This window comes from Shewanella psychropiezotolerans (assembly GCF_007197555.1).
Lineage (GTDB): Bacteria > Pseudomonadota > Gammaproteobacteria > Enterobacterales > Shewanellaceae > Shewanella > Shewanella psychropiezotolerans.
Genome location: NZ_CP041614.1, coordinates 5,295,600 through 5,322,290, shown reverse-complemented (window position 1 = coordinate 5,322,290; position 26,691 = coordinate 5,295,600). Strand labels below are relative to the sequence as shown.

The 26,691-nt window shown below is 47.5% G+C and carries 20 protein-coding genes and 2 pseudogenes; 9 read left to right on the top strand and 13 right to left on the bottom strand.

Annotated elements, in window-relative coordinates; all coding sequences use genetic code 11:
* Positions 1–67 precede the first annotated feature (67 nt).
* Complete coding sequence (locus FM037_RS23355; RefSeq protein WP_144047977.1) at positions 68–961, top strand: ion transporter; 894 nt, start codon at positions 68–70, stop codon at positions 959–961.
* Positions 962–1,011: 50 nt separating this feature from the next.
* Here FM037_RS23355 and FM037_RS23350 read toward each other — a convergent pair whose 3' ends face one another.
* The 8 genes and pseudogenes from FM037_RS23350 to FM037_RS23315 all read right to left on the bottom strand — a co-directional run bounded on the left by FM037_RS23350 (position 1,012) and on the right by FM037_RS23315 (position 7,832).
* Entirely contained in the window at positions 1,012–1,344 is a 333-nt protein-coding gene (locus tag FM037_RS23350; protein WP_144047976.1) for a DUF2956 domain-containing protein, read from the bottom strand.
* Between the two features lie 46 nt (positions 1,345–1,390).
* Positions 1,391–2,632 (bottom strand): heme anaerobic degradation radical SAM methyltransferase ChuW/HutW, encoded by a 1,242-nt coding sequence (hutW, locus tag FM037_RS23345; protein ID WP_229381248.1) that lies wholly within the window; start codon positions 2,630–2,632, stop codon positions 1,391–1,393.
* Positions 2,633–2,937: 305 nt separating this feature from the next.
* A pseudogene (locus FM037_RS23340) lies at positions 2,938–3,700 on the bottom strand (heme ABC transporter ATP-binding protein).
* Positions 3,701–3,711: 11 nt separating this feature from the next.
* A complete protein-coding gene (locus FM037_RS23335; protein WP_144047975.1) occupies positions 3,712–4,728 on the bottom strand; it encodes a FecCD family ABC transporter permease in 1,017 nt (338 codons plus the stop codon).
* Between the two features lie 27 nt (positions 4,729–4,755).
* Positions 4,756–5,709, bottom strand: coding sequence for a heme/hemin ABC transporter substrate-binding protein (locus FM037_RS23330; protein ID WP_144047974.1), 954 nt, complete (start codon positions 5,707–5,709; stop codon positions 4,756–4,758).
* Positions 5,710–5,761: 52 nt separating this feature from the next.
* Positions 5,762–6,178 (bottom strand): ExbD/TolR family protein, encoded by a 417-nt coding sequence (locus FM037_RS23325; RefSeq protein WP_144047973.1) that lies wholly within the window; start codon positions 6,176–6,178, stop codon positions 5,762–5,764.
* Positions 6,175–6,957: a MotA/TolQ/ExbB proton channel family protein gene (locus tag FM037_RS23320; protein WP_144047972.1), complete on the bottom strand. Its 783-nt coding sequence runs from the start codon at positions 6,955–6,957 to the stop codon at positions 6,175–6,177. The genes FM037_RS23325 and FM037_RS23320 overlap by 4 nt, the downstream gene beginning before the upstream one ends.
* Before the next feature lie 104 nt (positions 6,958–7,061).
* Positions 7,062–7,832: an energy transducer TonB gene (locus FM037_RS23315; RefSeq protein WP_144047971.1), complete on the bottom strand. Its 771-nt coding sequence runs from the start codon at positions 7,830–7,832 to the stop codon at positions 7,062–7,064.
* 323 nt (positions 7,833–8,155) lie between these two features.
* Here FM037_RS23315 and FM037_RS23310 point away from each other — a divergent pair, with 323 nt between their 5' ends.
* The 4 genes from FM037_RS23310 (at position 8,156) to FM037_RS23295 (ending at position 13,751) form a co-directional block, all read left to right on the top strand.
* Positions 8,156–10,186 carry a TonB-dependent hemoglobin/transferrin/lactoferrin family receptor gene (locus tag FM037_RS23310; RefSeq protein ID WP_144047970.1) on the top strand — a complete coding sequence of 677 codons (2,031 nt, stop codon included), beginning with the start codon at positions 8,156–8,158 and terminating at the stop codon, positions 10,184–10,186.
* A gap of 318 nt (positions 10,187–10,504) precedes the next feature.
* Positions 10,505–10,978 (top strand): heme utilization cystosolic carrier protein HutX, encoded by a 474-nt coding sequence (hutX, locus tag FM037_RS23305; protein ID WP_227992776.1) that lies wholly within the window; start codon positions 10,505–10,507, stop codon positions 10,976–10,978.
* A 91-nt stretch (positions 10,979–11,069) separates the two neighbouring features.
* Positions 11,070–11,669 carry a heme utilization protein HutZ gene (hutZ, locus tag FM037_RS23300; RefSeq protein WP_144047968.1) on the top strand — a complete coding sequence of 200 codons (600 nt, stop codon included), beginning with the start codon at positions 11,070–11,072 and terminating at the stop codon, positions 11,667–11,669.
* Positions 11,670–11,852: 183 nt separating this feature from the next.
* A complete protein-coding gene (locus FM037_RS23295) occupies positions 11,853–13,751 on the top strand; it encodes an ABC transporter transmembrane domain-containing protein (RefSeq protein ID WP_152829630.1) in 1,899 nt (632 codons plus the stop codon).
* A 434-nt stretch (positions 13,752–14,185) separates the two neighbouring features.
* Here the strand turns inward: FM037_RS23295 and FM037_RS23290 are convergent, their stop codons facing one another.
* Positions 14,186–14,629, bottom strand: coding sequence for an Lrp/AsnC family transcriptional regulator (locus FM037_RS23290; RefSeq protein ID WP_144047967.1), 444 nt, complete (start codon positions 14,627–14,629; stop codon positions 14,186–14,188).
* A 124-nt stretch (positions 14,630–14,753) separates the two neighbouring features.
* Between FM037_RS23290 and FM037_RS23285 the strand changes: the two genes are divergently transcribed.
* Both FM037_RS23285 and FM037_RS23280 read left to right on the top strand, forming a co-directional pair.
* Positions 14,754–15,185, top strand: coding sequence for a DUF2000 domain-containing protein (locus tag FM037_RS23285; protein WP_144047966.1), 432 nt, complete (start codon positions 14,754–14,756; stop codon positions 15,183–15,185).
* A 201-nt stretch (positions 15,186–15,386) separates the two neighbouring features.
* Positions 15,387–16,403: an IS110 family RNA-guided transposase gene (locus FM037_RS23280; RefSeq protein WP_144049100.1), complete on the top strand. Its 1,017-nt coding sequence runs from the start codon at positions 15,387–15,389 to the stop codon at positions 16,401–16,403.
* A 469-nt stretch (positions 16,404–16,872) separates the two neighbouring features.
* Here FM037_RS23280 and FM037_RS23275 read toward each other — a convergent pair whose 3' ends face one another.
* Entirely contained in the window at positions 16,873–17,118 is a 246-nt protein-coding gene (locus FM037_RS23275; RefSeq protein WP_227992757.1) for a hypothetical protein, read from the bottom strand.
* A gap of 296 nt (positions 17,119–17,414) precedes the next feature.
* On the opposite strand from FM037_RS23275, the gene FM037_RS23270 reads away from it, so the two are divergent.
* On the top strand, positions 17,415–18,482 hold the full coding sequence (locus tag FM037_RS23270) for an alpha/beta hydrolase (protein ID WP_227992755.1): 1,068 nt from the start codon (positions 17,415–17,417) through the stop codon (positions 18,480–18,482).
* 48 nt (positions 18,483–18,530) lie between these two features.
* Here the strand turns inward: FM037_RS23270 and FM037_RS23265 are convergent, their stop codons facing one another.
* The 3 genes and pseudogenes from FM037_RS23265 to FM037_RS23255 all read right to left on the bottom strand — a co-directional run bounded on the left by FM037_RS23265 (position 18,531) and on the right by FM037_RS23255 (position 23,632).
* A complete protein-coding gene (locus tag FM037_RS23265; protein ID WP_144047964.1) occupies positions 18,531–20,129 on the bottom strand; it encodes an AMP-binding protein in 1,599 nt (532 codons plus the stop codon).
* Between the two features lie 280 nt (positions 20,130–20,409).
* Positions 20,410–21,894: a cytochrome c oxidase accessory protein CcoG gene (ccoG, locus tag FM037_RS23260; protein WP_407695675.1), complete on the bottom strand. Its 1,485-nt coding sequence runs from the start codon at positions 21,892–21,894 to the stop codon at positions 20,410–20,412.
* 270 nt (positions 21,895–22,164) lie between these two features.
* Positions 22,165–23,632: pseudogene (locus FM037_RS23255) on the bottom strand (sigma-54 interaction domain-containing protein).
* Between the two features lie 467 nt (positions 23,633–24,099).
* Between FM037_RS23255 and FM037_RS23250 the strand changes: the two are divergent.
* Positions 24,100–26,601 (top strand): TonB-dependent receptor plug domain-containing protein, encoded by a 2,502-nt coding sequence (locus FM037_RS23250; RefSeq protein WP_407695613.1) that lies wholly within the window; start codon positions 24,100–24,102, stop codon positions 26,599–26,601.
* Positions 26,602–26,691 lie beyond the last annotated feature (90 nt).

Here is a 26,691-nt window from a genome sequence, read left to right as displayed (position 1 = left end):
AACTATTACATCTGACTACTCAATATAGCGAGTAGCTAGAATCTGAGCATATTTATAGGAGAAAGCCGTGCTGGCGAATGTGTCTGTTTTACAGAGCAAACTTAAACTTATCGATAACAGTAAAGCGTTTCAGGGCTTTGTAATTTTCGTCATCATAGTCTCAGCGCTTTCTATAGGCGCGCACACTTATCATCTACCATCTTGGATGGAGAAGAGCTTGCTTGCGCTCGATGTGGGTATTACCGTCTTCTTCGCCGTCGAAATTGTCATACGTTTCCTTGCCAGCGATGGACCAAAGAAGTTTTTCAGTAATGGCTGGAATATTTTCGATACCTTGATCGTGATAGGCAGTCTGATCCCAGCTGGGGGAGCTGGAATTCTCATCGCCCGTTTGCTACGGATCTTCAGGGTGTTGCGACTGGTGTCCATGATCCCCGAGCTTCGCATGCTGGTGAATGCGTTATTCAAAGCGATTCCCCGTATGGGCTATATCGCACTGCTGATGTTTGTCATTTTCTATATCTATGGTGCCATCGGCAGCATGCTATTCGCTCATATCAATGACTTCCTCTGGGGCGATGTCTCGGTCGCTATGTTGACCTTATTTAGAGTATCGACCTTCGAATCCTGGACCTCTGTGATGTATGAAACCATGGCTGTCTATCCGCTCAGCTGGATCTATTATCTGAGTTTTATCTTCCTGACAGCTTTCGTGTTTCTCAACATGATGGTAGGCGCGGTTTTGGATGTTATGACTCAGGAAACTGCTGCTATGCGGGCCGAAGAAGAAGCCGAAGAGGTTAAGAAACTCGCGCCATTGGCTGAATCAACGGATGATGACAAACCTGCCAGTGCAGCCGATGTAGCGGAGCTGAAGGCTCAGATTTCCGAGCTTAAAGGCATGTTGATGAATAGTGTGCAAGGGGCACAAAGTACTCAAATGACGCAGAAGGTGGGTTAAAGCTTAAGGTTTCAGTTCCTAGAACCTAGGTTTTAGGAACTAATGACTTTCTACTTCATCAAGCTGAAACCAATAAATCCAATCCAGCTGATAACGAGCAAGCCCCAAGGTAGCAAGTGTACATTGGACTGAGCTGTTACTTCAGAAGTCTCACTCTCTGTTGTCGGAGCGGTTTTAGCCTTGGCCTTGATATCTTGCTTGCGGGCTCTATCTCGGTCGCGGGCCTTGTTTTTGTGTTGCTTCTTATATTCGGCGATACCTTTCTCAATACCTGCGGCAATCAGTTTAGTCCGCTCTTTGGTTTGTCCTGGCTTTTGAGTGGCTTTGGCCACCTTCATCGCTTCATTTTTTGTTTCGTCGGAGACATTTTTCGCCGCAGCCATCTATAGAATCTCAAGATTTTTTATTGGCTGCGACTATATCACATGACTAGAAGGGATTCTGTTTCAGGTAGGCAAACAGGCCTGTTTGCAGATTCACATTCCAGAAGCGTCCCGCCAGAGTTTGGGTCATGATTTTGCCGCTAAGCTTGACCAGGCCATTCGTTTGCCAGGCGGAAAAAAGGGGCATTAAGTGACTGACCAGTTCAGTATCAAAGTCAGATAAGGCCAGCACTCCACTGTCTAATCCAGCTTTAAACTGGCTATCCAGAGCGGCCGACGGGTTAGGTGACATCACCATGCCTGGTACTTGCGACGGCAGCGTGTCTGTAGCTTGCGACTGAGCTTGGTGCCACTGTGACAGGTCACGAGCATTCATCATGCCGTGACCATGAATATTTCCCCCTGCGCCAGCGCCAAAGGGAAGAATCTCTATGCCACTCTTAGCTAAGGAGTTATAGATGCTACGTTCCCGGTTATCTCGGCGCCAATGGCAACTGGACAGGCGTTGCCAGTTTGAGGATTCTAATAGGCTGGCTCCTGCGGCGTACATACTTGCACGAGTCTGGCTGTCGACGGCGGGGGCGAGTGTTTGCTGCTTTTGTTTGCTCGTTGCCTTCTTTTCGGCCTGATGACTCAACTTTGTGCCCTGTAGCCCGATAAGCTGATAGAGATCCACTCCGTGGACGCCGGATTGGATGACATCTTGCAGATCTTGTTGCCATATCTCCATGGTTTGACCCGGTAGGCCAAAAATAAGATCGGCAACGATCGAGGCACTCGGGTGCTCGCTTAATTCTTGTAAGCGCTCGATCAGGGTTTCTCTGTTATCGAAGCGGCCAGCGGCGAGTCGAACCTGAGTGTCGAAGCTCTGTACTCCGAAGGAGAAGCGGTTAAAGCCTGAGGATAGTGCCGCATCGAACTTAGCATGGGTGAAGCCATTGATGCGTCCCTCCAAGGTGATTTCAGCGTCTTTAGCCAAGGGAAAGGTTTGAATAGTCTTGCCTATGATGGCTATTTCGCTGGCTTGCATGTCCGTCGGCGTGCCACCTCCCACATAGACGGTATCGAATGTACCGCTTTGGACGAATGGGGTTTTAGAGGCGATATAAAGTTGTTTAGATAGTTCATCGACATAGTGGCTAATGCGGGCCGGGTTGGAGCCATTTTCGAAGAAATTACAGAAGCTGCAGCGTTTGCGGCAGAAGGGAAGGTGTATATATAAGGCTCGTTGTGTTGCCGATGTCGGGCTTGTCCACCAGGTTTGCCATTGCTGTGGAGTTAAATTCAGCGGATGACTCCCACCTCGCCCCGCATGGGGGCACTCTTGACTGTGAAGGCAAATTTAAGGGGGCGGGACTGGATATCCCAGTCATCGAGGGGGTTAAAACAGGGCTGTTTACGTCATTGTTTAGAGAGTTATGGATGTTATTCACTGGACATTCGCTGAGAGCGACTCGACAAGGATTACTTGTTGATAATGATAATCACTATCATGTTTAGGTTTGTTGCTTTCGATCAAAATATGATGAAGTGAATTGTAAAGATTGCCTGGCAGAGTCGATGACTGCCAGGCAGTAAATACCTAGATAAGCGTTAAAAAAGCAGGGGGATATCACTGTCCGGCGCCTTGACGACGAGAGGGTCGTATTTCCACACCTGACGGATAGTCTCGGGGACAGAGCCACTCTGGGAGGCCCTTGGCTGACAATCTGTCCTTGCTCCAAAACCACTAAGTTGTCGGCATAGCGTGACGCTTGGTTGAGATCGTGCAGCACCACAATGACGACATAGTTTTGCTCGTGAGCCAAGGCTTTGGCTAAGGCTAACACCCTGTGTTGCTGAGCGAGATCCAGTGCCGAAGTGGGCTCATCCAGGAGTAAGATAGGTGGACGACTCGCCTGCTGTAGCTGGGTCAATACTCTTGCAAGTTGCACTCGCTGTTTCTCTCCGCCGGACAGGGTTGGGTAACTGCGATGTTTAAGTGACAGCAGATCTAGCCTGTGTAACTGTTGATCTACAATTTCTGCTCCCTGGCTGCGGCTAACACTCAAGGGATATAACCCCATGGCGACGACCTCACTCACCTTGAAGGGAAGGTGAGGCTGGCGTGCTGGGGCAGAACGGCCAGCGTCTTGGCCAACTCTATTCTATCCCATTCATGTATCGGCCGATTATCGAGTAAAATCTTACCGGCATCGATTTCCGTTTCCTGACAGAGGCTCTTGAGCAGTGTCGACTTACCCGCACCATTGGGGCCAAGCAGGGCGGTTACCTTACCAGCTGTGATGGTGAGGTTAATGTCAGTCAATACCGGCTTATTATCTATGCGGACCGACAGATGTTTAATTTCAATCATATGCCAGTCACCTATAGAAATTTCGACCGCTGTTTTAACAGCAGGAAGATAAAGAATGGGGCACCAAGCAGCGCCGTCACTAAGCCAACGGGTAACTCAGATGGCGCGACCAGAGAGCGGGCGCCTATGTCGGCCAGAGCCAATATTACCGCACCTAGCAGGGCGCTCAGTGGCAATAGTTGTTTGTGGTCAGGGCCGATGAGAATACGAACCAGATGGGGAATAACCAGGCCGATAAAACCTATGATGCCGGTTGCTGCCACTGAGATCCCAACACCTAACGCACAGAGTATGATGAGTTTAAATTTAAGCTTATTTACGTCTATACCCAAGTGACGGGCTTCAGACTCCCCAAGCAGTAGCGCATTGAGTGCCCTGGCGCTGCGATTGAAGTGCCAGCTGAGCAACACCAGAGCGACTAAGGCGAGAATGACATATTGCCATTGAGCACCGGCAATAGAGCCCATCTGCCACAGGGTGAGATCTCTCAGGGCCATATCGTTGGCCATGTAAGTCAGCACACCTATCCCGGCCCCCGTTAAGGCTGCGACCGCAACGCCGGAAAGCAGCAGTAACACCACAGAGGTTCCTGTCGGACTGCTGGCTAAGCGGTACACAAGCAAGGTGGTGATTAACCCTGCGAGGAAGGCACTGAAGGCTATCCAATATTGGGCAGCCGCCGGAAACATGACTATGCATATTGCCGCGCCTAGAGCGGCGCCGGAAGAGACACCTATGATGCCGGGATCGGCCAAGGGATTACGAAATAGTCCCTGCATCACGGCGCCACATTGTGCCAAAATTGCGCCTACGGCCATGGCCAGAAGCGTCCTTGGCAGGCGGACATTGTTGATCACCAGTTGCTCATGGGGAGCGACATCGGCGACTTCATAATGAGTCGCCCAGGAGATCACCGCGCTGAGACTGGTAGACGGGCTGATATTCAGCGGTCCCGTGCTTATCGACAATAAACTGGTGATGACCAGCAAGGCGATAAGCCCAGGCCAAAGCCAACGTTGGCTATTCATAAAGTTATCCAAGGTATGGGTATGTGGCTAATATCGATTAATTTCAATCAGATCGCTTGCGAGTTTATCGGCCGCTTCGATGGCACTCAGGCCTAACCCGCCTAACAAGGCTTGGGGTTTGATTGACCGTATTTTGTTGTTTTTCCCTGCCGGAGTGTGGGCAAGCAGTGGCATGGCGTTAAGCACTTTTGCGGCGTCGCTAGCAGCCTTGTCCGCATCACTCATTGATGCTTCGGCTTGATCGTGTGAGCGATTAGAGATCAGGATAAGATCCGGTTGCAGGGATAAAATGCCCTCCTGAGACAGGCTCTTGTAACCGGAGAAGTCGGCAATGTTGTTGCCGCCGGCTAGCTTGATGATGATATCGGCTGCAGTGCCCTCACCGCCGACCCGTGCTGGCCTGTCGGCTTGCAATAACATAAACAAGATTTTAGGTGCCTTTTCAGCACTGCCAACTTGCTTCTTCTTTGCCGCTATACCATCTAAAGAGGCTTGAAGCTTTAGCTTCAACTGTTTGGCTTGAGCTTGACGGCCCAGTAGCTTGCCCATCGTATCAATATTGCTTAGCAGTTGAGGACGATCGTTAGCAGTAGGTAATTGGATGACTTCGACATCGGCGCTTCTGAGTACCTCCAAGGTCGTTTCCGGGCCCATGGCATCGGTGCCCAGAACCAGCGTCGGGGTTAAGGCTAAAATACCTTCTGCAGACAGCATTCTGTGATAGCCCAACTTGTCTATTTTTGTCATCGATGGAGGCAGTATGCTGGTGGAGTCCACCGCCACTAACTCGTCACCGGCCTCCAGTGCCAGCACCAACTCGGTCACCCCAGCGCCCGCACTCACAAGACGCGCTTCTTGTGTGTCTACATCGGCATGAACGCCTTCATGGGCTGATACATTGAATGTCAGTAACAGGCTGGCAGATAACAGCAGGCACTTCGAGCTAACTTGTCTATTAAAAACGTGTGATGGGTTGAACATATGTGACTCCGAAAATAGGCTAATGGTTAATTATTCTTGTATCAATAAATGTCTATGGTTCCATCAGTATCTGAGTATTGCTGATCTGCTGCCTCTGCATGAGCGCAAGTAAGGTCATCAAGGGCTGAACTTGTGCCTCTTTATCGGCTGCAATAATTACTTTGGCGTCTGGTTTGTCCTTAAAGCTGCTGACGAAGGCCTGTTCAAATTGTTCGAAATCCTGATATTCCTCGCCATCCAGAGCCCAAAAAGGCTGTGAAGCCATCACATTGATGGTGAGGTGCTTATCCTGAGATAGCGCCTGCAACTCAGATGTCGATTCCGTCGGGACTTCGATGGCTAGACTCAGTAGTTGGGTATTAGCGGTCAGCAAGAGAAACACTAAGACGATGAAGATGATGTCGATCAAAGGCGTCAGGTCTAGCCCAGGTATGCTTGAGCTGGCATCATCTTGCTCCAGACCAATCATATTCCCACCTGAGCTTCATCAGTCTGGGTTTCATTAGTCAGAGAATTAGTGGCTTGAGATTTTTTCGACTGAGTATTACTGGCTCGGGCGTTATTGGCCTGAGTGCAAAAGGCGCTGGCTTGTGGATCACAGCCTAAGGTCATGGCCTGCTCCAATCCTTCGAGCCATAAGTTGATCTGATTGAGGACATAGGCAATTTTGCTGCAGCGCTGATCCGCCCATATACCAAACAGATGGGCCATAGTGATGGCAGGGACGGCTATGATGAGACCTGCTGCTGTGGTATTCATCGCCAGACCTAAGCCTGATGCCAACTGGGAAGGAGTCACAGGACCATCGGAAGCGCCGAGTTGATTAAACATCTCGATTAGGCCAAGTACAGTTCCCAATAGGCCTAATAGCGGGGTGATAATGCCGATCACTTGCAACACCTTGAGGCCAGATCGCAATACTTGTTTCTGCTTAGTTAACCAGAGATTGATGATCTCCTCTCGCATGGTTCGATTTTGTTCTGCATGGGTTAGCAGCAGGTGCGTGCCTTTAGACAGCATGCTTCGTCCCGTGCTTAATTGAGCTATCAAGGCTTTGACTTGCTCCGGATCAGACGTTCTGCTCTGTTTGCGCAGGCCTCTTAACCAGGTATCGCGTTTAGGCAACTCGAATATCACCAGCGCGAGTCGCTCTAAGATGATCATCAAAGCGATAAAGGCACAGATGAACATGGGCCAGGTGAGGGGGCCGAGTTGCTCGCTCAGAGAGGTAAACAAATTAACAGACATCTGGGGTCCTTATTGTTGAAAACTCATTGATAAAAACCTGTCACTCAACGGGTCTAATGGCTTGTAGGTGTTGTACTCATCTTGTTCTCAGGGAAAATTAAACGCTAATTAAGGGCAAACTTAACCGGCACTTTGACTGTGTAAGCGAAGGCCGTTTGTGGTGAAGGCGGAGAAAATTGCCACTGTTCAACCGCTGTGATTGCCGCCCTGTCGAGTAATGAAAACCCTGAGCTATTAATGAGCGTGAGTGACAGTTGCTCGCCAATATGATTAAACATCACCTCTATCATTGCCGTGCCCTCGAAGCCTCGCTTACGGGCAAGCTTAGGGTATCTAGGTTGGGCTGGTGGAGATGAAAATGTTGGTCTACTCAGCGTTATGGCTTCTTGACTGACGCCTTGCTTGGCCGTTACTTCGGCTTGATTCTGCGACTGTACAAGGACATCGGCTGATGCTGTGAGCATCGGCTCCTTGTCAGCATCTTTAATCGGTTGTTGAATAAGCTCTTCAACCTGCTGCTTAGGCTCTGTTTTGGCAAGTTTGGTTGGCTTTGCCTGGGTGCTTGGTTTAATTATCGGTTTAGCCACTGCTTTAGCGACAGCAGTAGGTGTCTCGATGGGCTCTGCAATGGGGGCTGGCTTTTGAACTTTCACTATCTCTTGCTTAGGCTCGAGCTCTTTCTGAGGTGTTTTCTTCGCTTCGACGCTGGATCGCATCGCGATCGACAGATTGATCGCCTGGGCTTGGCCCATGGCACTGCCCGAGTTCATTTGGAACTTTTCGACATTAACCGGGATCATATCTTGAGCAGCAATAAGCCCACCCTGGATTAATAGGGTGATACAGCCGAATGCTAAATATCGTTTAGGTGTCATTGTCTTTACGCTTCTCTTTCTCTAAAGGGGCAATGAGCCTTGCTCCGTTGCCACCCTGTTAGCAGTATGTAACCATCTGTTTATAATAGGTTTTAAATCCTGAGTTCTTAACGTAAATCCATATTGCCTATATAAGATATACGAACACTAATGAGATCGCAAATGATAATGATTTCTATTTGATCTAAGTCTTTTACTCATGTAGAGTGCCAAAAATACCCATTGAACCTGTTGAAACTTTAATCAGCTAACGATCGCTATTTTGATCTTGTTGGTGATTCTGGCTGTAAACAGATTAATAATAAGACCCGAGGAAATGATCGATGACAAAGAAGCCGTTAGTGATAGCTATGGCGATAGCACTGAGTTCTACGGCCATATCAGCTAAGACTTTTGCTCAACAAACAGAGTCTGTGGCTGAGTTTGACGAAGTGTTGGTTACCGCTACCCGTATCAGTGAAAAGGCATCGGAAACCAGCCGAAGTGTTGCCGTTATTGATGAAGAGGAGCTGCAGGAGCGACAACCAGCATCTGTTGCCCAAGCGCTGAAAAACGAAGCCAACATTAATGTCTCGAATGGCCCTCGTGCCTCATCTCAAGGTGTTGAGATCCGTGGCATGAGCGGCCAACGTGTGCTACAGACCATAGATGGTGCGCGTCAAAACACCACCTCAGGTCACCGTGGTACTTACTTTATGGATCCGGAACTGCTTAAATCTGTTGAGGTGATACGTGGACCTGCGAGCAGTCTGTGGGGAAGTGGCGCGATTGGCGGTGTAGTGGCACAGAATACTAAGTCGGCAAGAGATATGCTTGATGAGGGAGAGACCTTCGGTGGTTACCTTAAGCAAGGCTTCGAGACTAACGGTGATAAAATTAAGACCAGTGGTGCGATTTACGGTGTCGCCGATAAATTTGATTGGTTGATCAACGGCAGCTACAACGACAGCAATAATATCAAGATAGGTAACGACCAAACTCTGGAGAACAGTGGCTCCGAGAGAACCAGTGGCTTGATGAAATTTGGCTGGGAGCCAAGCGAAGGTCAGCGCCTGCAATTATCAGGACGTTTCTCCAATACCGATGAGTTGGTACCGAGTAATCCTGCTGAAGAGGTAGGCAATTCAGTGCCTCTGATTAAACGTAAGACAGAAGACAAAAACCTTACCTTGGCTTACAGCCTGAATCCAACTCAGAATGCCTATCTGGATCTCCATTCCACACTTTACTGGAACGGCACAGATTACGATGAAGACAGGGTCACAATGGGTCAGGTGGATAGCACCGAATATGAAACCTTAGGTTTTAGTGTTAATAACAGCTCTATTTTCGGCGGCACAACCTTGACATACGGCATCGATGGCTATCAGGACAAGATCAAGACAGTACGTGATGACCCGGAGCAAACGGGGGAACGCCCCGATGATATCGATGGCAAGACCACAGTTTGGGGCGCTTTCGCTAAGGCTGATATAGGGCTTACCGAGACTTTAGCATTAGAAGTCGCGGCGCGTTACGACACCTTCGAAAATGAGAGTAACAACTTAGGTGAGTCATCAGACGATAATGCATTATCGCCTTCGCTGGGTCTCGTTTGGAAAACCACCGACTGGCTGACTCTGAGTGCCAGATACGATGAAGCCTTTAGAGCGCCAAGCATAGAGGAAATGTATTCGACCGGTACCCACTTCTGTATTCCTGGCTTTGTGTGTAACACCTTCGAGCCTAATCCAGATCTGAAAGCGGAAAGCGCAAAAAATAAAGAGATTAAGGCGGACATGCGTTTCAGTAACTTGGCGGGTGACGATGAGTTAGCTATTACCTTGAACGTGTTCCGTAACGATGTGGATGACTTCATCGAACAGTACGTATCGGACATAACGTTTGAGAATGGTTCTCCTAAGATGACAACCTCTTGGGACAACGTTGATGAAGCCAAGCTGACAGGTTTCGAGTTCAGTACCCGTTATCGCTATGAGCAGACCCGCTTAACGCTCAACTATGGTCAGACAGAAGGTAAGAACAAAAACAGCGGCGAGTATCTGACTAACATTCCGGCTAAGAAGTTGGTTGCCGATCTGTCTCAATCTGTGATGGAAGGGGATGTTAAGTTCGGTACCCGTATCACCTATGTGGCAGAGCAAAATCAGAAGCCTGACTCGTATACAGCTCAGTATGAAGACTACAAACTTTGGGATGTGTATGTGGCATGGGAACCAGCCATGGGCACATTAGAGGGCTTACGTGTCGATTTCGCCATTGAAAATATTGGTGATGAAGAGTATCGCCAAGCGTGGCAGAACTTGTATGAGCAGGGGCGTAACTTCAAGCTGTCGGCCAGATACAATTTCTAATTTTGATAGCTTATAAAAATAACTAGCAGTTATCGCTAGCAGTAAAAGGTAACAGACTATTTTTAAATGGATTTAAACGTTTGCAGCTCATAGGGGAAGCGTGTCGGGGGTCTACTAAGTACTCGAGCTAAAGTGCTTGAGTAAGTGACCTCGTTCGACACATTCCTCTTTGAGCCGGTTAAAAGCGCACTTCGGATACGCTTTAGCATTCTAGCCTAAGCATCCGAAACTAAGAGAACACATTTATTGATGGGAAGCCCAATGGAAAAAGTAATCGAAGAGAAACTTACCGACGAGATAAAACTCGCAATCCGCTCCATGCTTAACGACAGACCCGAATTGATGGCAGGTCAAATCGCAGCCGAGCTTGCAGTCACGGAATTAGAAGTTGTATCTCAGCTTCCCGAGGGGCAGTTTGCCCTTTTGTCATTGAGTGAAAAAGACAGTTTATTGGAAGAGCTGCCGACTTGGGGGCCGATGACCACGATAATCTCGGTTTCGGGCAGTATCTTCGAGTTTAAAGGCTCATTTCCTAAAGGAAAGTATGCCCACGGTTACTACAATCTGATCACTAAGGGCGATGGTCTGCATGGTCACCTTAAGCTGGATGATATCAGTGCTATAGCCTTACTTAGCCGACCGTTCAGAGGTCAGGAGAGTCATGCGATCAACTTCTTCGGCGCCAAGGGCGAAGTGGTATTCAAGATTTATCTGGGCAGAGACAAGAAGCGAGTACTGATCCCTGAGCAGGTCAGTCGATTTAAACAATTAAAAGAACAGAGTCAGGCGTAGTAAGTGTTTGCCGCCTGAGTTGAAAGTTTCAGGCGTAATAAATTAAACCGCTAAGCCTTTTCCCCCTAGTTTGAGTGTAGAGATAATCATTATGTCAGAGCAAAAAGTATCAGAACAAACAGCAGTACAAGAGAAAGTATCAGCAGACAAAGAGCAGAGATTACGCGAAAAATTACTGCCAGAAATCGAAGAGTTTAAGACGAGTCGCAGTTCATTACAGCTGGCAACTAAAAGCGCAGCGGGTGTGCCAAATGCCAGTTATGCTCCATTCGCACTCGCCGATGATGGCTTCTATATCTTAGTCAGCGAGCTTGCGAGACATGGCACTAACCTGAAAGAGTCATCAGAAGTATCAGTCATGCTGGTTGAAGATGAGTCGGAAGCGAAAACCATCTTCGCCCGTAAACGTCTGACCTTCGATGCCCATGCGAGTATCGTAGACAGAGAGACTGAGGTTTTTACCAAAGGGGTTGCGGCCCTGTCGGCTCGTTTCGGTGAGATGATAGACAATCTGTCGGTATTGAAAGATTTTAACCTGTTTAAGCTGACACCTCATCATGGCCTCTATGTGAAAGGCTTCGGCCAGGCATTTAGCCTGACGGGTTCTGAACTGCTGGATGTGGACTGGAAGCGCGATGGCCATCATGGCGGCGCGCCAAAAGTCGAAGCTGAGATTGCCGAGCCAGCCTAGCGCATAGTAAATGGCTAAGGTGAAAAAATTAGCAAGCTCGAGCTAGACTAAAACCTCCTGATACAAACAAAGCCCGCGTTTTAACGCGGGTTTTGTTATTCTCTCTTTTATTAAGTCAACAAAAGACGTTAATCTTTCGTTATTGCTTCTCCATTAAGACTACTTCTCCATTAAGGATGCCCCTTGAGTCAAGATGCTTCTTCAGCCTCAACTATAAATACTGATACGAACAAATCGGTTACATCAGCCTCGGCGTCAAAGAGTCCCAAGCCCCAAGTTCACCGAAAGTCGGTGCTGCCCTGGATCGCCAGCTTTCTCAAACCCTATAAGGCTAGAGTTATCGCGGCCATCGTCTTCTTGTTTATCGGCTCTCTGGCCTGGTTGTCTTTAGGCCAAGGTGTTCGCCTTATGGTGGACGAAGGCTTTTTACAGGAAAATGGCAATCGTCTCAACGAGATCATCATGCTGGTGATCGGTATTACAGCCTTGAGCAGTTCAGCCATCTTCTGCCGCTTCTATCTGATGACCTGGCTTGGCGAGCGGGTTAGCGCCGATATTCGTCTAAAAGTGTATGACCATCTGCTCAAGTTGTCGCCGGGCTTCTATGCCAAGCTGCGCACGGGGGAGGTGATCTCTCGTTTTACCGCAGATTCGACGCTGCTTCAGTCTGTCGTGGGCTCTAGCCTCTCCATGGCGCTGCGTGCCAGCGTGACTGTGATTGGTGGCATCGTGATGATGGGGATCACCAGCATCAAGATGACGGGCTTGGTCTTGTTAGCCGTACCTCTGGTATTGGTTCCTATTTTCTTCTTTGGCCGTAAGGTCAGAGAGTTATCCCGCAAGAGCCAGGATAGAGTTGGCGATCTGGGTGCCTATGTCGATGAGACGTTACACGAGATCCACACGGTGCAAGCCTATTCCCATGAGGATCAGGACAGAGCCTTGTTCAGCAACAGGGTTGAAGCCGTCATGGATGCGGCAAGGGGCCGTATCTGGTATCGCTCGATTCTCATCGCTCTGGTGATGTTTCTCAGTATTTTTGCCATCGCCTTAGTGACTTGGGTCGGTGCTCATGATGTGATGTCCGGTGGCATGACGGGCGGTGAGTTATCGGCATTTATGTTCTATGCCGTGATGGTTGCAGGTTCTGTAGCCACCATCAGTGAAGTGATAGGTGATATACAGAGGGCCGCCGGTGCTTCCGAGCGTTTGATCGAGCTTGTCGAGGCCCCCATAGATATTCCCACCGTCGATAATCCGGCCGAACTGCCGGCAAAGGTCGAAGGTGACCTCAAGCTCACAGGTGTGCGTTTCAGTTATCAAGATATTCAGGATTCTCAACTTAAGCAAACAGAGAAGACAGAGGTTTCTGGCAAGTCAGCCCCATCTATCGATGAAGAGGTGATCAGAGGCCTGGATATTCATATCCATCCGGGTGAGAGGGTCGCCCTGGTCGGTGCCAGTGGTGCGGGCAAGAGCACCTTGTTTGAGCTGTTACAACGTTTTTACTGTTTAAACGCAGGCACCATAGAGCTAGATGGTATCGATATCGCGCAGCTTAAGCCTCAGACATTACGCCAACAGTATGCACTGGTGCCGCAGGAGTCGGTTATCTTCGCTACCAGTGTGCTAGAAAACGTGCGTTACGGTAGGTTAGAAGCCAGCGAGGAGGAGGTCTTTAAAGCCTGTGAGGCCGCTCGCGCCCATGAGTTTATCTCTGAGTTTAGGGATGGTTACCACACTTATTTGGGTGAGCGTGGAGTGAGGTTATCCGGCGGTCAGAAACAGAGAATCGCCATCGCCAGGGCTATATTGGCCGACAGGCCGATACTCTTACTCGATGAAGCCACCAGTGCGCTCGATGCCATCAGTGAGCACAAGGTTAAACAGGCGCTGGACAGCTTAATGGTGGGTAAGACCACACTGATCATCGCCCATAGATTAGCGACCGTGCTCAATGCCGATCGTATTCTGGTGATGGAAAGAGGCCTGTTAGTGGCGAGCGGCACCCATCAAGAATTGATGCAGAGCAGTGAGCTTTATCGCGAGTTTGCTAGTTTGCAACTGATCACAGAAACTTAAAACTTGCCTGCTAACAAGTAGCAAGTATCTTTTTAGAGTGGGTTCATTGGACTGGTTTGGTGTTTGCTTGTTATTTGGTAAGCATGGCTTCAATGGTATCTATCACCTGCCGTGGGTGCTGTACAGGATGTACTAATGTCGTGATCACATGGATGTGAATGAACGACCTTAAGTGTAAACACTTCTGCGACACGGCGCCCTCTCTATTGACGAAAAGGGTCCCTATAGCCTCTGCGACATCAAACAACGTCCATGTTTAACGGCCAGTTCGGCATCCCAGCCTCTCGTTCGGAGAGTATCACTTCGTGATACCTCACCCTGAAACCGAAGGTCACAGCCGCGTTCACACCTGTTCTGGTTTCGAGAAAGTTGCTTCTTCGATTTGAATTTTATTGGTTAGTAATGAACTGAGCGTTGAGCTGCTCTTTGTCCGATTATGCTCGTTCATCCTTAGTAGACTCCATAACCACATGAGTTGTAATCATGGCAACGTGAGGAAGCATCCCAAGGGTATTAGAATGAAATGCTTTGTAGCTTTTTAAATCTGTAGTTTCTACACGTAATAAGTATTCAAATCCGCCTGTCACGTTATGACACTCCACGACTTCGTGTGATAGAGAAATGGCATCTTCGAAACTTTTCTGTGCTTCACTTGTATGCGTAGAAAGTCCAACTGTAACGTATGTGACAAAGCCGCGACCAAGCGCTTTGTAATTAAGTACTACACGATAGCCTTTAATGATCTCTTTACTTTCTAATTCTTGAACACGGCGTAAGCAAGCGGATGCAGACAGGCCTATCTTTTGTGCCAGTTCAGCATTTGTGATCCTTCCATTCGCAGTCAACTCTTGCAAGATTCTTTCGTTATATCTATCCACACATCACTTTTATTGTGTAATTAGCTCGTTCATCAACGATATACGCAAGCTCATTTCGTGTAAAGCTATATATAGTATATTAAACAATCACATGAGCCATGCTCTAGCTAATAAAGGTCAATCAATGAATAATCTACCAGATGAAACGAAAAAACGATTTGTGGCTATTCTGAATAAAAAAATGGATGCCGGGCGTACAGTCAATGTACTTGGTCACATTAGCGTTGGCTTATCAAATTTGCTGACGTCTGATGACGCGGTTTATATTGACTATACAGATCAGGACAGCAATCTACACAGTAGCGTGTCTCATTTCCCATTTATCGTTTTGAAAGCAGACAACTCAAATAAAATTAGAAAGGTGAGAGAAGAATCTATTGCCCGAGGAATTAAATTCACAGTTTTTACCCATACCATGATTGAAGGGGGGTCAATAGCGCAGCTGTTCATGACAAAGGAAACGCCAGAATTAGAACTGAATTACTTAGGGATATGCCTGTTTGGCGAAACAGAAGTAATTCGAGAGGTGACAAAGAAATTTAGCTTGTACAGCTAACGCTTCCAGCAAGCAACAAAGGGGGCGTAGCGAATTAGGTAGGTCTCATTATTCAAAATTGTGTACAGATAAGGTTAAATAAATAACCTTATTTTGAATAACCCAGTGTAGATAATGGAATGGACCCATCCCCTTTTAATCGGCCTCACAATGGGCCACGATGAAGTTGCTACAACTCATCAGAAAGAGGACGGGTCCACCATGAAGATTACTACAATTGGTTTAGATATCGCAAAGTCTGTTTTCCATTTTGTTGGCGTGAATAAAGCAGGAAAACTTGTCAAAAAGAAGATGATTAAGCGTAAAGATTTAATTCATTTTTTTGCACAAGTAGAACCTAGCCTTGTTGTCATGGAGGCTTGTGGTGGAGCGAATTACTGGGCTAGAGAGTTTCAAAAGGTAGGCCATGAAGTCAAATTGATAGCCCCTCAATACGTCATTCCATACAGGCCTGGTAATAAAAATGATTATAACGATGCGCTTACAATAGCAGAGGCAGCTCAAAGACCAAATATGCGCTTCGTACAGCCAAAGCCTGTCGAGCAGCAGGATGTACAGATGCTTCACCGAATGAGGGAACGTCTAAACAAACAGTCTACCGCCTTAGTCAACCAGGTTAGAGGCATGCTGGCAGAATACGGCATCGTAATAGCAAAAAGCACAGCGGCCTTTAGGACAGCTTTTCCTGACATTTTATCTGATGAGAACAATGAACTGACAGTGAAAGGACGATACATATTCAATCAGTTGCATGAAGAGTTTACCGACATCGAGAAACGCCTAAAAAGCTGTGATACGCAGATAGTAGAAGAGAGAAATACAAACCCTGTTTGCTTGCGTATAGAGACATCTCCAGGTATTGGTCCTGTCACTTCGACAGCTTTTTACGCAGCGGTAGGGGAAGGAAAAGACTTCTCCAATGGCAGGCACTTCTCAGCTTGGTGTGGCTTAGTGCCAAGACAACATAGCAGTGGCGGCAAAGATAACCTGCTAGGGATAAGCAAAAGAGGCAATGCCTATTTACGAACTTTGTTTATACATGGAGCAAGAGCGGTCTTGCAGGACTGCGGGGGCAAACAAGATAGGTTGAGCCGCTGGGCATACGCTTTGGCAGAAAGAAAGGGGTTTAATAAGGCCTGTGTTGCAGTGGCTAACAAGCTTGCAAGAATAACCTGGGCTATCGCCGCTAGGGAAGATGAATATAGGACATTTGCGTAGCAGTTAGTCCTAGAGTAAGACGAAACGAGTTAGCGTAAAACATACCAGCAAGTTGCTATGACACTTGATTTGATGATGAGACAGTCAGACTGCTCTACTTAAAACCTAACAGCCGCAAGGGCTCTAAAGAAGCCGTGTAGATGATCAGGAAAGTAGAGGGCACATATCCATCAGGGCCAGAGGTTAACCTCATAAATAGGCCGAATATATGGGTGCAATGAACTCTTCTCAAAATTGATATCAAATGTCTTGCAAACGGGATGGGTCCATATAGGCTGCGAGCTTCCAAAACAAGGATGTTTTGGCAGAGCCTACAGGGACTACTCGCGGCGTCTCGCAGAAGTATCTGCACATACCCCGCTGGGAAGCGGTAGGTTATCAAGAAGGTACGACCTTCAACAACCTACCTGACACCAAATATACGAATTGAAAATGTAATAAGCCTTCATTCGAAGGCTAGCTAACTTTGTTAATCGTCTAACCAGTCCATATTAGGTAATTCATCCAAATGTTGGTCATAACGCTTTGCGTTAAAAGAGGCTTCATGTTTCATGACATCGAAGATTTCGACAGCCAGCGCGCAGGCTATCCATTGAATCGCTTCTTCACGCGGTGTTCCTGTCATGACTAAACGCATCAAGGTTTCTTTTACCTTTTTTGGTTCACCGTCGACGATCTGATTCTCGACAGTTTCAATTAATGTTTCTTTAGTCATGTAGCTTTCTTGCTGGTTGTACATTATCACTACTCTGTTATCTAGTTATCTAGTTATCTACTGAATGCCATTATGCCACAGGCATAAGAAAAGATTGGACTGTCATACCTTCGAGGATAACAAAGGCTATTCACCACGGAGAACACAGAGGACCACGGGGAGAAGCTAAACCAAAAAATGTCATTAAGCTTCATTTGAAGCGAACCAAACTTGTGATTGAACTTGTCAGGCTATGGCGACATTATGTATCTGTATACAGTCACTCTTAATTTCAGTTAATTCAAAGATAAAAAATTATGTCGAAAATATTAAAACGGATTTTTATTTCGGTGAGTATCTCTATTCTCATCTACTTGGGTATAGCCTTCGGGCTTGTCTACTTTGGTGGGCCCGATGCTGCCGAAGATACGGCTGGTGTGAATGGGACTGTTATGAGTAAAGCTGGCTCGATAGAGCAAGGGGATATTGTGGACCAAGGTATCGATTTTTCCGAGATGAAGCTCGACTATAGCGACATGCCTGAACTCGAGGCATATACCGCCCGTGATGGTACGTCTCTGGATTATCGCTATTATCCCAGCGATTCCAACAAGGTGCTGATTCTGCTTCATGGCTCTGGTTGGCACAGTCAGCAGTTTTTCCCTCTGGCTAAATATATCAGCGAGCAGGGGCAGGCACAGGTGGTGACGCCGGATCTGCGGGGCCATGGCGTGAGTCCCGTGAGGCGAGGGGATATCGATTACATAGGTCAGTTCGAAGATGATCTGGCGGATCTGATTGGCCAGCTGAAACAAGATGCTGAATTAAAAGATGTTAAGAAGAGTTCAATTATCATGGGGGGGCATTCTTCCGGCGGCGGCTTAGCCATACGCTTCGCCGGAGGCGAGTACGGAAATCAGGCCGATGCCTACCTGCTGCTGGCACCTTTCATCTTCTACAATGCCCCGACGACCAGGCCAAATGCCGGTGGCTGGGCCAAGCCTTATACCGCTAGGATCATAGGCTTGAGTATGCTCAATAATATTGGCATTCATCGTTTAGATTATCTCACCAGCATCGAGTTCAATATGCCCGCAGCCGTTCGCAACGGCACAGAGACACTGGCTTATTCTTATCGGCTCAATGCCTCATTTTCACCACGGGATTATACAAAAGATCTCGGTGCGATCACTCAGCCACTACTCTTGTTGGCAGGGAGTGCTGACGAAACCATGTTCGCCGATAAATACCAAGCGCTTATCTCGAGCACATTGCCGGATAATGATAAAGCTGAGGTGAAGCTATTACCCGGGTTGAGTCATATGGGCATAGTGGTTAACCCGGATGTCAGGCCGGTTATCAAGCAGTGGCTAGAAGGGATTTGAGTTCCTCGTTCCTAGGTTCTAGAACCTAGGAACTCGAACCTATGCTGCTTACTTCCTTAACTCTCTTCTTAAAATCTTACCTACCGTCGACTTTGGTAGGGCAGACATAAACACTATCTGTTTAGGTACCTTATAGGCGGTTAATTGCTCTTTGCAGTAGGAGATGATGGCGGCTTTTGCGGCTTCTGGGTCACTGTGTTGATCCGCCAGTACAATCACGGCTTTTACCGCTTCGCCGGCTCGCTCATCGGCTACGCCTATGACGGCACATTCGAGCACAGCTTCATGGTTGGCCAGTACATCTTCCACTTCGTTCGGGTAGACGTTGAAACCTGACACGATAATCATATCTTTCTTACGGTCGACTATCTTGTGCAGACCATCTGGGGTGGCAAGGGCTATGTCGCCAGTCTTAAAGTAACCGTCATCTGTCATCACCTGGGCGGTTTCCTCTGGCTTGTTCCAGTAGCCACTCATCACCTGAGGGCCCTTCACTGCCAGTTCGCCAGTCTCGCCCTGAGGTACTTCATTATCATCATTATCGAGAATCTTGACCTTAGTGCCTATGACTGGTTTACCGATAGTCCCCAGTTGTTCGAGGCCCGGTGCATTGAGTGAGACAACGGGAGACGTTTCAGATAGGCCGTAACCTTCGGATATGGTGCAGTTCGTTGTCTCTTTCCACATGCCAGCAGCGGCTTGGGTTAGGGCGGTGCCACCCGAGATGGTGACCTTGAGGTGACTAAAATCTAACGCCTTAAATTCGGGTTGATGACATAGGCCGACAAACAGGGTGTTGAGCCCGGCGAAACCGGTAAATTTATAGTCTGAGAGTGTCTTGATAAGAGAGGCGATATCTCTGGGGTTAGGCACCAATACCGAACAACAGCCGCGCTCGAAATAGAGCACCAGGTTTATCATGAAGGCGTAGATATGATAGACGGGAAGCGGGGCGACAAATATCTCTTCGCCTTCCACGAGTTTATCGCTTAAGCGTGACTTAATCTGCATGGCATTGGCGATGAGATTGCTGTGGCTGAGCATGGCACCCTTCGACAGGCCTGTAGTGCCTCCTGTGTATTGCAGAGCGGCTAAGGTGTCTAAATTGGTGCTGAATCGCTCGAATGGCAGGCTCTCGCCCTGGGCCAGAACATCTAAGAATTTATGGGCCGTATATGAGACTTGCGGTTGGGCCTGAGGTGCCAGTAGATCCGCCGCATGGGTCGAAATTACCGTGTCTATTCCTGTGTTGGCAACCACATTCACCAGGCTTGGCAGTAGATCCGACAGCACCACTAACACCTTAGCGCCTGAATCATTATATTGATGGGTCAGCTCGCGCTCGGTATACAAGGGGTTAGTGTTTACTAACACCATGCCAGCGCGAATGGCACCGTAAGCGGCGATAACATATTGGATAATGTTGGGCAGCTGTATGGCAATACGATCACCGGGCTTAAGACCCGAAATACTCTGCAGGTAGGCGGCAAAATAGCGAGAGTCACGTTCAATTTCACTGAAACTTGCGTGATGGCCTAAACAGGCATAAGCCGTTTTATCTGCATATTTCTCACTCGCCGTTTCTATCAGCTCTATGAGTGATGGGTATTGAGTGAGGTCGAGTGTTGAATCTGAATCGTATGCCATAGGTTGAGCCCTTATGAATTAAGCGAATGCTGGTGGGTATGATTGGCTAACCCCGGCAGCTTCAAAAATCAAACAGGCGTTTAGATTAGTGCTAAAAATGGCATCAGGTCAACAAAAAACGTGAAACCGGTCACATTTCTAACTTAGCCTAACAGTATGTTAAATTTAGAGTTGTAGCTCTAGTGTGGTTTGCTGACGTAGGATCTAGACGGGATAATACCCGCCAGCCAATTCGGCTAGCGGGTGATTTGTTGTGTTTAAGTTGGGGTTTGGTTGGTTTTTATGGGGTGAAGAAATTAGAGTCCTGAGATATCTGGTTGCTGGGATCTTGGGTATCTATGAGTTGAAATACTATTCTGGTCATTCCAGAGCTCATCTGACGCGCATCAGGTGTGCCCTGGTCTATGACTTGGCTAGTCTGGCTATACACAGTGAGAGGATAGGTAAGTTGTTCACCCGCCTTGACCTTGAGCTCTACGCTTCGCTGCAGACTGTAGGACCTGTCACCTGACAGAGACAAACGATAGTGTTTCTCACTTTGGGTCTTGTTACGTACCTTGAGGGTGTAACTGTTTTCAATTTTATCATCCAGAGTCTCACGGTAGAGGCTCTGCCTGTCTCTTATCACGTTGAGCTGAATATCTTTCTTCAGGTAAATATCCAAAAAAACCACCGAGAGCATCACCATGGCAGCGATACCGTAGCCTAAGAACTTAAGTGAAGTCAGAGGCTTGTTGTTCTGGCCCCTCAGATGATTCTCGCTGCGATAGCCGATGAGATTGCGTGCATAGCCAAATTTGTCCATGGTCTGATCACAGGCATCGATACAGGCGCCGCAGTTGATGCATTCGTATTGGAGGCCGTTACGTATGTCTATTCCTGTGGGACACACATCGACACACAAGTTACAGTCGACACAGTCACCCAGCTCGGTGGCTTGTTTGCGCTTTCTTGGTCCACGGGACTCTCCACGATTGGGGTCATAAGCTACTGTGATCGTATTGGCGTCAAACATGGCAGATTGAAATCTGGCATAGGGGCATAAGTGCAGGCATACCATCTCTCGCATCCAAGCGGCATTGATGTAGGTACAGATAGCAAAAAACCATACCCAGGCAGCGAGCATAGGGCTGGCACTGAAGCTGAATATTTGTGGGTAGACGCTGGTGGCCGGAACAAAGTAAGCGATAAAACCACAGCCTGTCAGCAGGGCTATCAGCCCCCAAAGAAGATGTTTGCTGGTGCGTTTGATTATCTTGTCTCGATTCCATCGACTTTTATCCAGCACTCGGCGCTTATTGTGACCGCCCTCGATACGGTTCTCTATCCAGACATAGATGAATGTCCAGGCGGTTTGTGGGCAGAGGTATCCACACCAGACTCGCCCAAGAAAGGCGGTGATAAAAAACAACAGAAATGCCGCCGTGATAAATATCCAGGCCAGAAGGGTAAAGTCCTGTGGCCAGAGTGTGGTACCGAAAAAATAAAACTGTTGTTCATTGAGATCGAATAAGACGGCTTGTCGGCCTTGGTATTGAATCAAGGGCAGCAGAAAGAATGCGGCGATAAGCAGGCTATTTAGGCTGGTTCTCAGTCGTTGGAAATATCCTTTCTGTTCCCTGATATGGATCTTACTATTTACTGGTTTCGATATGGATGGGATCTGTTTTATAGCAATAGTTTGACTGGTGTTATCCACAGCAGGAGATATTTGTACTTCGGCCCCAGCCTTTAGAGATATAGGGTTTATAGATGATGAATGGATCTTGTTTTTCATGTTTGGTTCCGACAACTTACTCTCACATAAAGTACTTCAGCTATAGCAAGAGTAAGGCCAGAATTAGACGCGTTTAACTAGTTGATAATTAGTTGTTTAAATTCTTAGGTTAATTTGTGGGTCACGATATATCACGTTATCGTGATATATCGTGCAAAATGGCGGTTTATTTTTTGAGCTAGTTCTATACCGCACGTATTATGTTTAGTTTCTTTTCATACAAGATCTTAGTGTACTCGGGGGCTGAGTGAGTTAATTCTATACCGCACGTATTATCATGAGTTTTTTCATGCGGGATCTCAAGGTACTCGGTGGCAAGCCCAGTATGGCCGCTGCGCCTTTGGGGCCGGAGATGCGCCAGTTAAGCTGTTGCAGTGTCTGTCTGATATGCTCGGCTTCGACTTGATCTAAGGTTTTGCCATATTTGACAAGATTTTCGGGCTCTTGGGTGTTTATCTTGGGGATCTGAAGTATGGGACTATGGCTCAGAATACTGAATCGCTCGAGTACGTTCTGTAACTCCCTGACATTACCCGGCCAGGAGTAGGCCAGCAGGTTTTTGAGGCCTTGTTTACTGACGCCTTTGATTTTTTTGCCGAGTTTTCTATTCAAGTCCGTGACAATATCGCTGATTAACTGGGGAATGTCGTCCGGGCGCTCTCTAAGAGGGGGACCTTGATGGGAAAGACATTGAGACGATAATAGAGATCCATCCTGAATAAGCCTGACTCAACACGCTTGAGTAGATCATGGTGTGTGGCTGCGACCAGCCTGATGTCGACCTTGATGCTTGTACTGCTGCCGACCCGCTCAAATTCATGCTCTTGTATGACTCTGAGTAACTTAGACTGAGCCTCCAGACTCAATTCGGCGACTTCATCGAGAAACAGGGTGCCATTATTCGCGAGTTCGAAACGGCCCTTGCGACGGCTGGTGGCACCAGTGAAAGCCCCCTTCTCATGACCAAACAGCTCACTCTCAAGCAGTGACGTTGAAAATGCGGCGCAATTAACACTCACCATGGGCTTATCGCTGCGATCACTGAGTCTATGCAGGTTGCGTGCTACCAGCTCCTTACCCGTGCCGTTTTCACCACAGATAAGTACGGTACTCTTGGTATTGGCGACCAGTTTTATCTGCCGGATCATTTGTTGAATGATCTGGCTCTCTCCGGATATACCCACATCTCCGGTTCTGTCGGCCAGCTCGGCTAGCAGATAGTGATTCTCATTGGTGAGTTTCTCCGATAGGGCCTGAACTTGCTCTAAGGCTTGCCTCAAAGAGTCTTCGGTTTGCTTCTGAATACTAATATCACGAAATATCGCGACCACACCGACGAGCTCGCCATCTTTATAGACAGGGGTAGAGGTGTAGTGAACCGGAAAGCTGCTGCCGTCTTTTCGCCAGAACACATCCTGACTCGTCTCTCGGGCAATACCATCATGTAAGGTATTGTAAATAGGGCAATCTTCTTGGGGGTAGTGACTGCCATCGGCATGACTATGGTGATGGCAGTCATGAATATTACGTCCCAATAATTCCACATTCATCCAGCCGGTCATTCTCTCGGCGGCAGGGTTAATGAACACGGCATTACCCTTAAGATCGAATCCGTAGATGCCTTCCCCACCGCATTGAGCAGGAGTTTATTTTCCGGTAAGAAATCCGCATGACTATCGATACTGAGCTGAGTAGAACTGGATATTTCATCGCCATATTTAGTCATATTTAAACCATTGTATTATAAAAATTAAAATGCGCGATATATCGCCAGTCTCATTATAGAACAATTAGCATGATGATGGCTATGTGGAAGGTTTATACCGATTGGTATTATTCTTTATCTGGAAAAATTTTCGGCTCTAGCCCTAGGTTGAATTAAGCGTGGATTGTTGATTAATTGTTTCTATTTTTGTTGTTTTAAATTCAGACCAAAAATTAAGGTTAGATTTTTTATTCAGTTAGGTGCGGATAATAACGTTTAATCTACGGTTTTTTTGCATAAGTATTAAAATCAACTTTATATTTTAATAAATTAACAATGGAAATTGTTTCTCATTTGTTATAGAAAAGTAGTGGGGATGATTATCGTTTCTGACTGTGGATGTCTTTTTCACTTCATATTTGAGTGATATTTCTATTGAGATATGAAGTAAGGACTCACAGTGAAAATATAATAATTAAATGAGAATAATGACCATGAGTAATAATAAATTCGGGATAAGCTCACTGAGCTTAGCTATCTCGATAGCGCTAGCGGGGTCCTTTGCCAGCACACAAGCTTTAGCAGCAGAGGATCAAGATATATTAGTAAAAGTAGAAAATGTAGAAAGGATGGCTGTCGTTGGCTCAAGAGCTGCACCGCGTTCTGTTGGTGAGTCTCCGGTACCTATCGATATCATAGATGGTGATGAGTTAACCAAGAATGGCGCAACCGACATGAATGACCTGCTGAGTAAGGTCGTTCCTTCCTATAATGTCGGTGTACAGCCAATCAGCGATGCCTCGACCTTAGTTCGTCCTGCCAACATGCGCGGCCTAGCTCCGGATCACACACTAGTACTGGTTAACGGCAAACGTCGTCACCGTGCATCTGTGATCGCATTCCAGGGGGCGGGCATATCAGATGGTGCACAGGGACCTGATATCTCTGTTATCCCAGCCATCGCACTCAAACAAATCGAAGTCTTAAGAGATGGCGCTGCGGCGCAATATGGCTCGGATGCTATTGCAGGTGTGATCAACTTTCAGCTAAAAGATGCGTCTGAAGGGGGCTCAATTGAGGCCCGTTATGGTCAGTATTACGAAGGCGACGGTTCCACACCTATGATAGCCGGTAATATAGGCCTGCCATTGACCGATGATGGCTTCGTTAACCTAAGCTTCGAATATAAAGAGGCTGATGCGACTTCCCGCAGCGTACAGCGTGATGATGCCGCGGCCTTGATTGCCGCAGGTAACACAGCTGTCGCCAATCCGGCTCAAATTTGGGGGGCTCCAGAAACTAAGGAAGACTTTAAGTTCTTCTTTAATATGGGGTTAGAACTCAACGACGATCAGCATGCCTATATGTTCGGTAACTGGGCTCGCCGTGATGTCGAAGGCGGTTTCTATTTTCGTAATCCGGAAACTCGTGAAGGTGTGTATGCTGACGGTGATGGCAACCCATTAATCGGCGATCTTACCGATGATATGTCGGGTAACTGTACCACTCATGAAGCGGCAATGACCCAAGATCAGTGTTGGTCTTTTCAGGAGATGTTCCCCGGTGGCTTCACGCCTAATTTTGGCGGTGTCGTAGAAGACTCGTCTCTGGTGGCGGGTCTGCGCGGTGAGCTTAAAAATGGCATAGGCTATGACGGGACCTTCTCCTATGGTGAAAATACCGCTGATTTCTATATTAAGAACACAGTCAATGCCTCATTGGGGCCGGATACGCCGACCAGTTTCTCACCGGGTAAATACGTGCAACAGGAAACGGGCGCAAGCCTGGACTTTACTTACTTCGAAGTCGATACCTGGAGTTTCGCATGGGGCGCCGAGTATCGCCGCGAGACGTTCGAGATCTATAACGGCGATGTGCCATCATTTGAAATTGGTCCTCTGGCGGCTCAGGGCTTTGGTATCGGCTCCAACGGTTTCCCGGGTTTTAAACCGGAAGATGCCGGATCTTGGACTCGTAGTAATATCGGTATCTACGCCGATGTTGAGAAAGAGTTAACCGATGATTTCTTGATGACTGCGGCTATTCGTTATGAGAATTATGATGATTTTGGAGGCACGACCAATGGTAAGTTGAGCGCCATCTGGAATGCGACTGAGTATTTCTCCCTTCGCGGCGCGGCGAGTACGGGTTTTCGTGCGCCGACTGTGGGTCAGAACAATGTGCGTAACGTGACTACAGCCTTTGGTCCTAACGGATTGCAAGATCAGGCGACTCTGCCGCCGACTAATCCTATTTCAGTACAGAAAGGTGGTAAGCCGTTAGAGCCTGAAACCTCGGTGAATTTGTCAGTCGGTGGTGTGTTAACGGCGGGTGATTTCTTCTTAACTGTGGATTACTACCACATTACTTTGGAAGACCGTATTTCTCAGACTTCACCCATTGAACTGACAGATCAGGATAAGCAAGATCTGGTTGAACAAGGCATCTTAGATGCGGGTAGCTTCTCGGCGGTGCGTTACTTTACCAATGATTTTGATACCACGACTCAAGGTGTGGATCTGGTTGCTAACTACACGCCTGAGTGGTTCGAAGGGTCGAGTTTCTCACTGGCCTATAACTGGACTGAGACTAAGGTCGATTCTTACAATCCAGAGAACATAGGTGAGTCTAAGGTTAAATCTTTGGAGGAAGCCTTGCCGCATCACAAGGGTACCTTGACCTGGAATCAAGATTTGACCGATGAATTCCGCTCTCTGGTTCGTATGAACTATTACGGTGCTTATTGGGAAGATCACTTAGATTCAAATGGTGATCTGCCCATCGATGTGAGCTCGGCTGTGACCTTCGATGTTGAGCTTGGTTACGATGTGAATGAAAATTGGAGCCTGGCACTCGGTGCACAGAATATCTTAGATACTTACCCGGACGATAATCCATGGGCCGGAGAGGCGGGTGCTGCATATCCTGTGACTTCACCTTATGGTTTTAATGGTGGCTTCTACTATGGACGTGTTAACTACACCTTCTAATATTCGATCTTATACCGATAGGTATTAATAAACGTTTGATAAAATGGCTGCTTTGCAGCCATTTTTTATGCTTGCTTCTCTTCAAGGGAG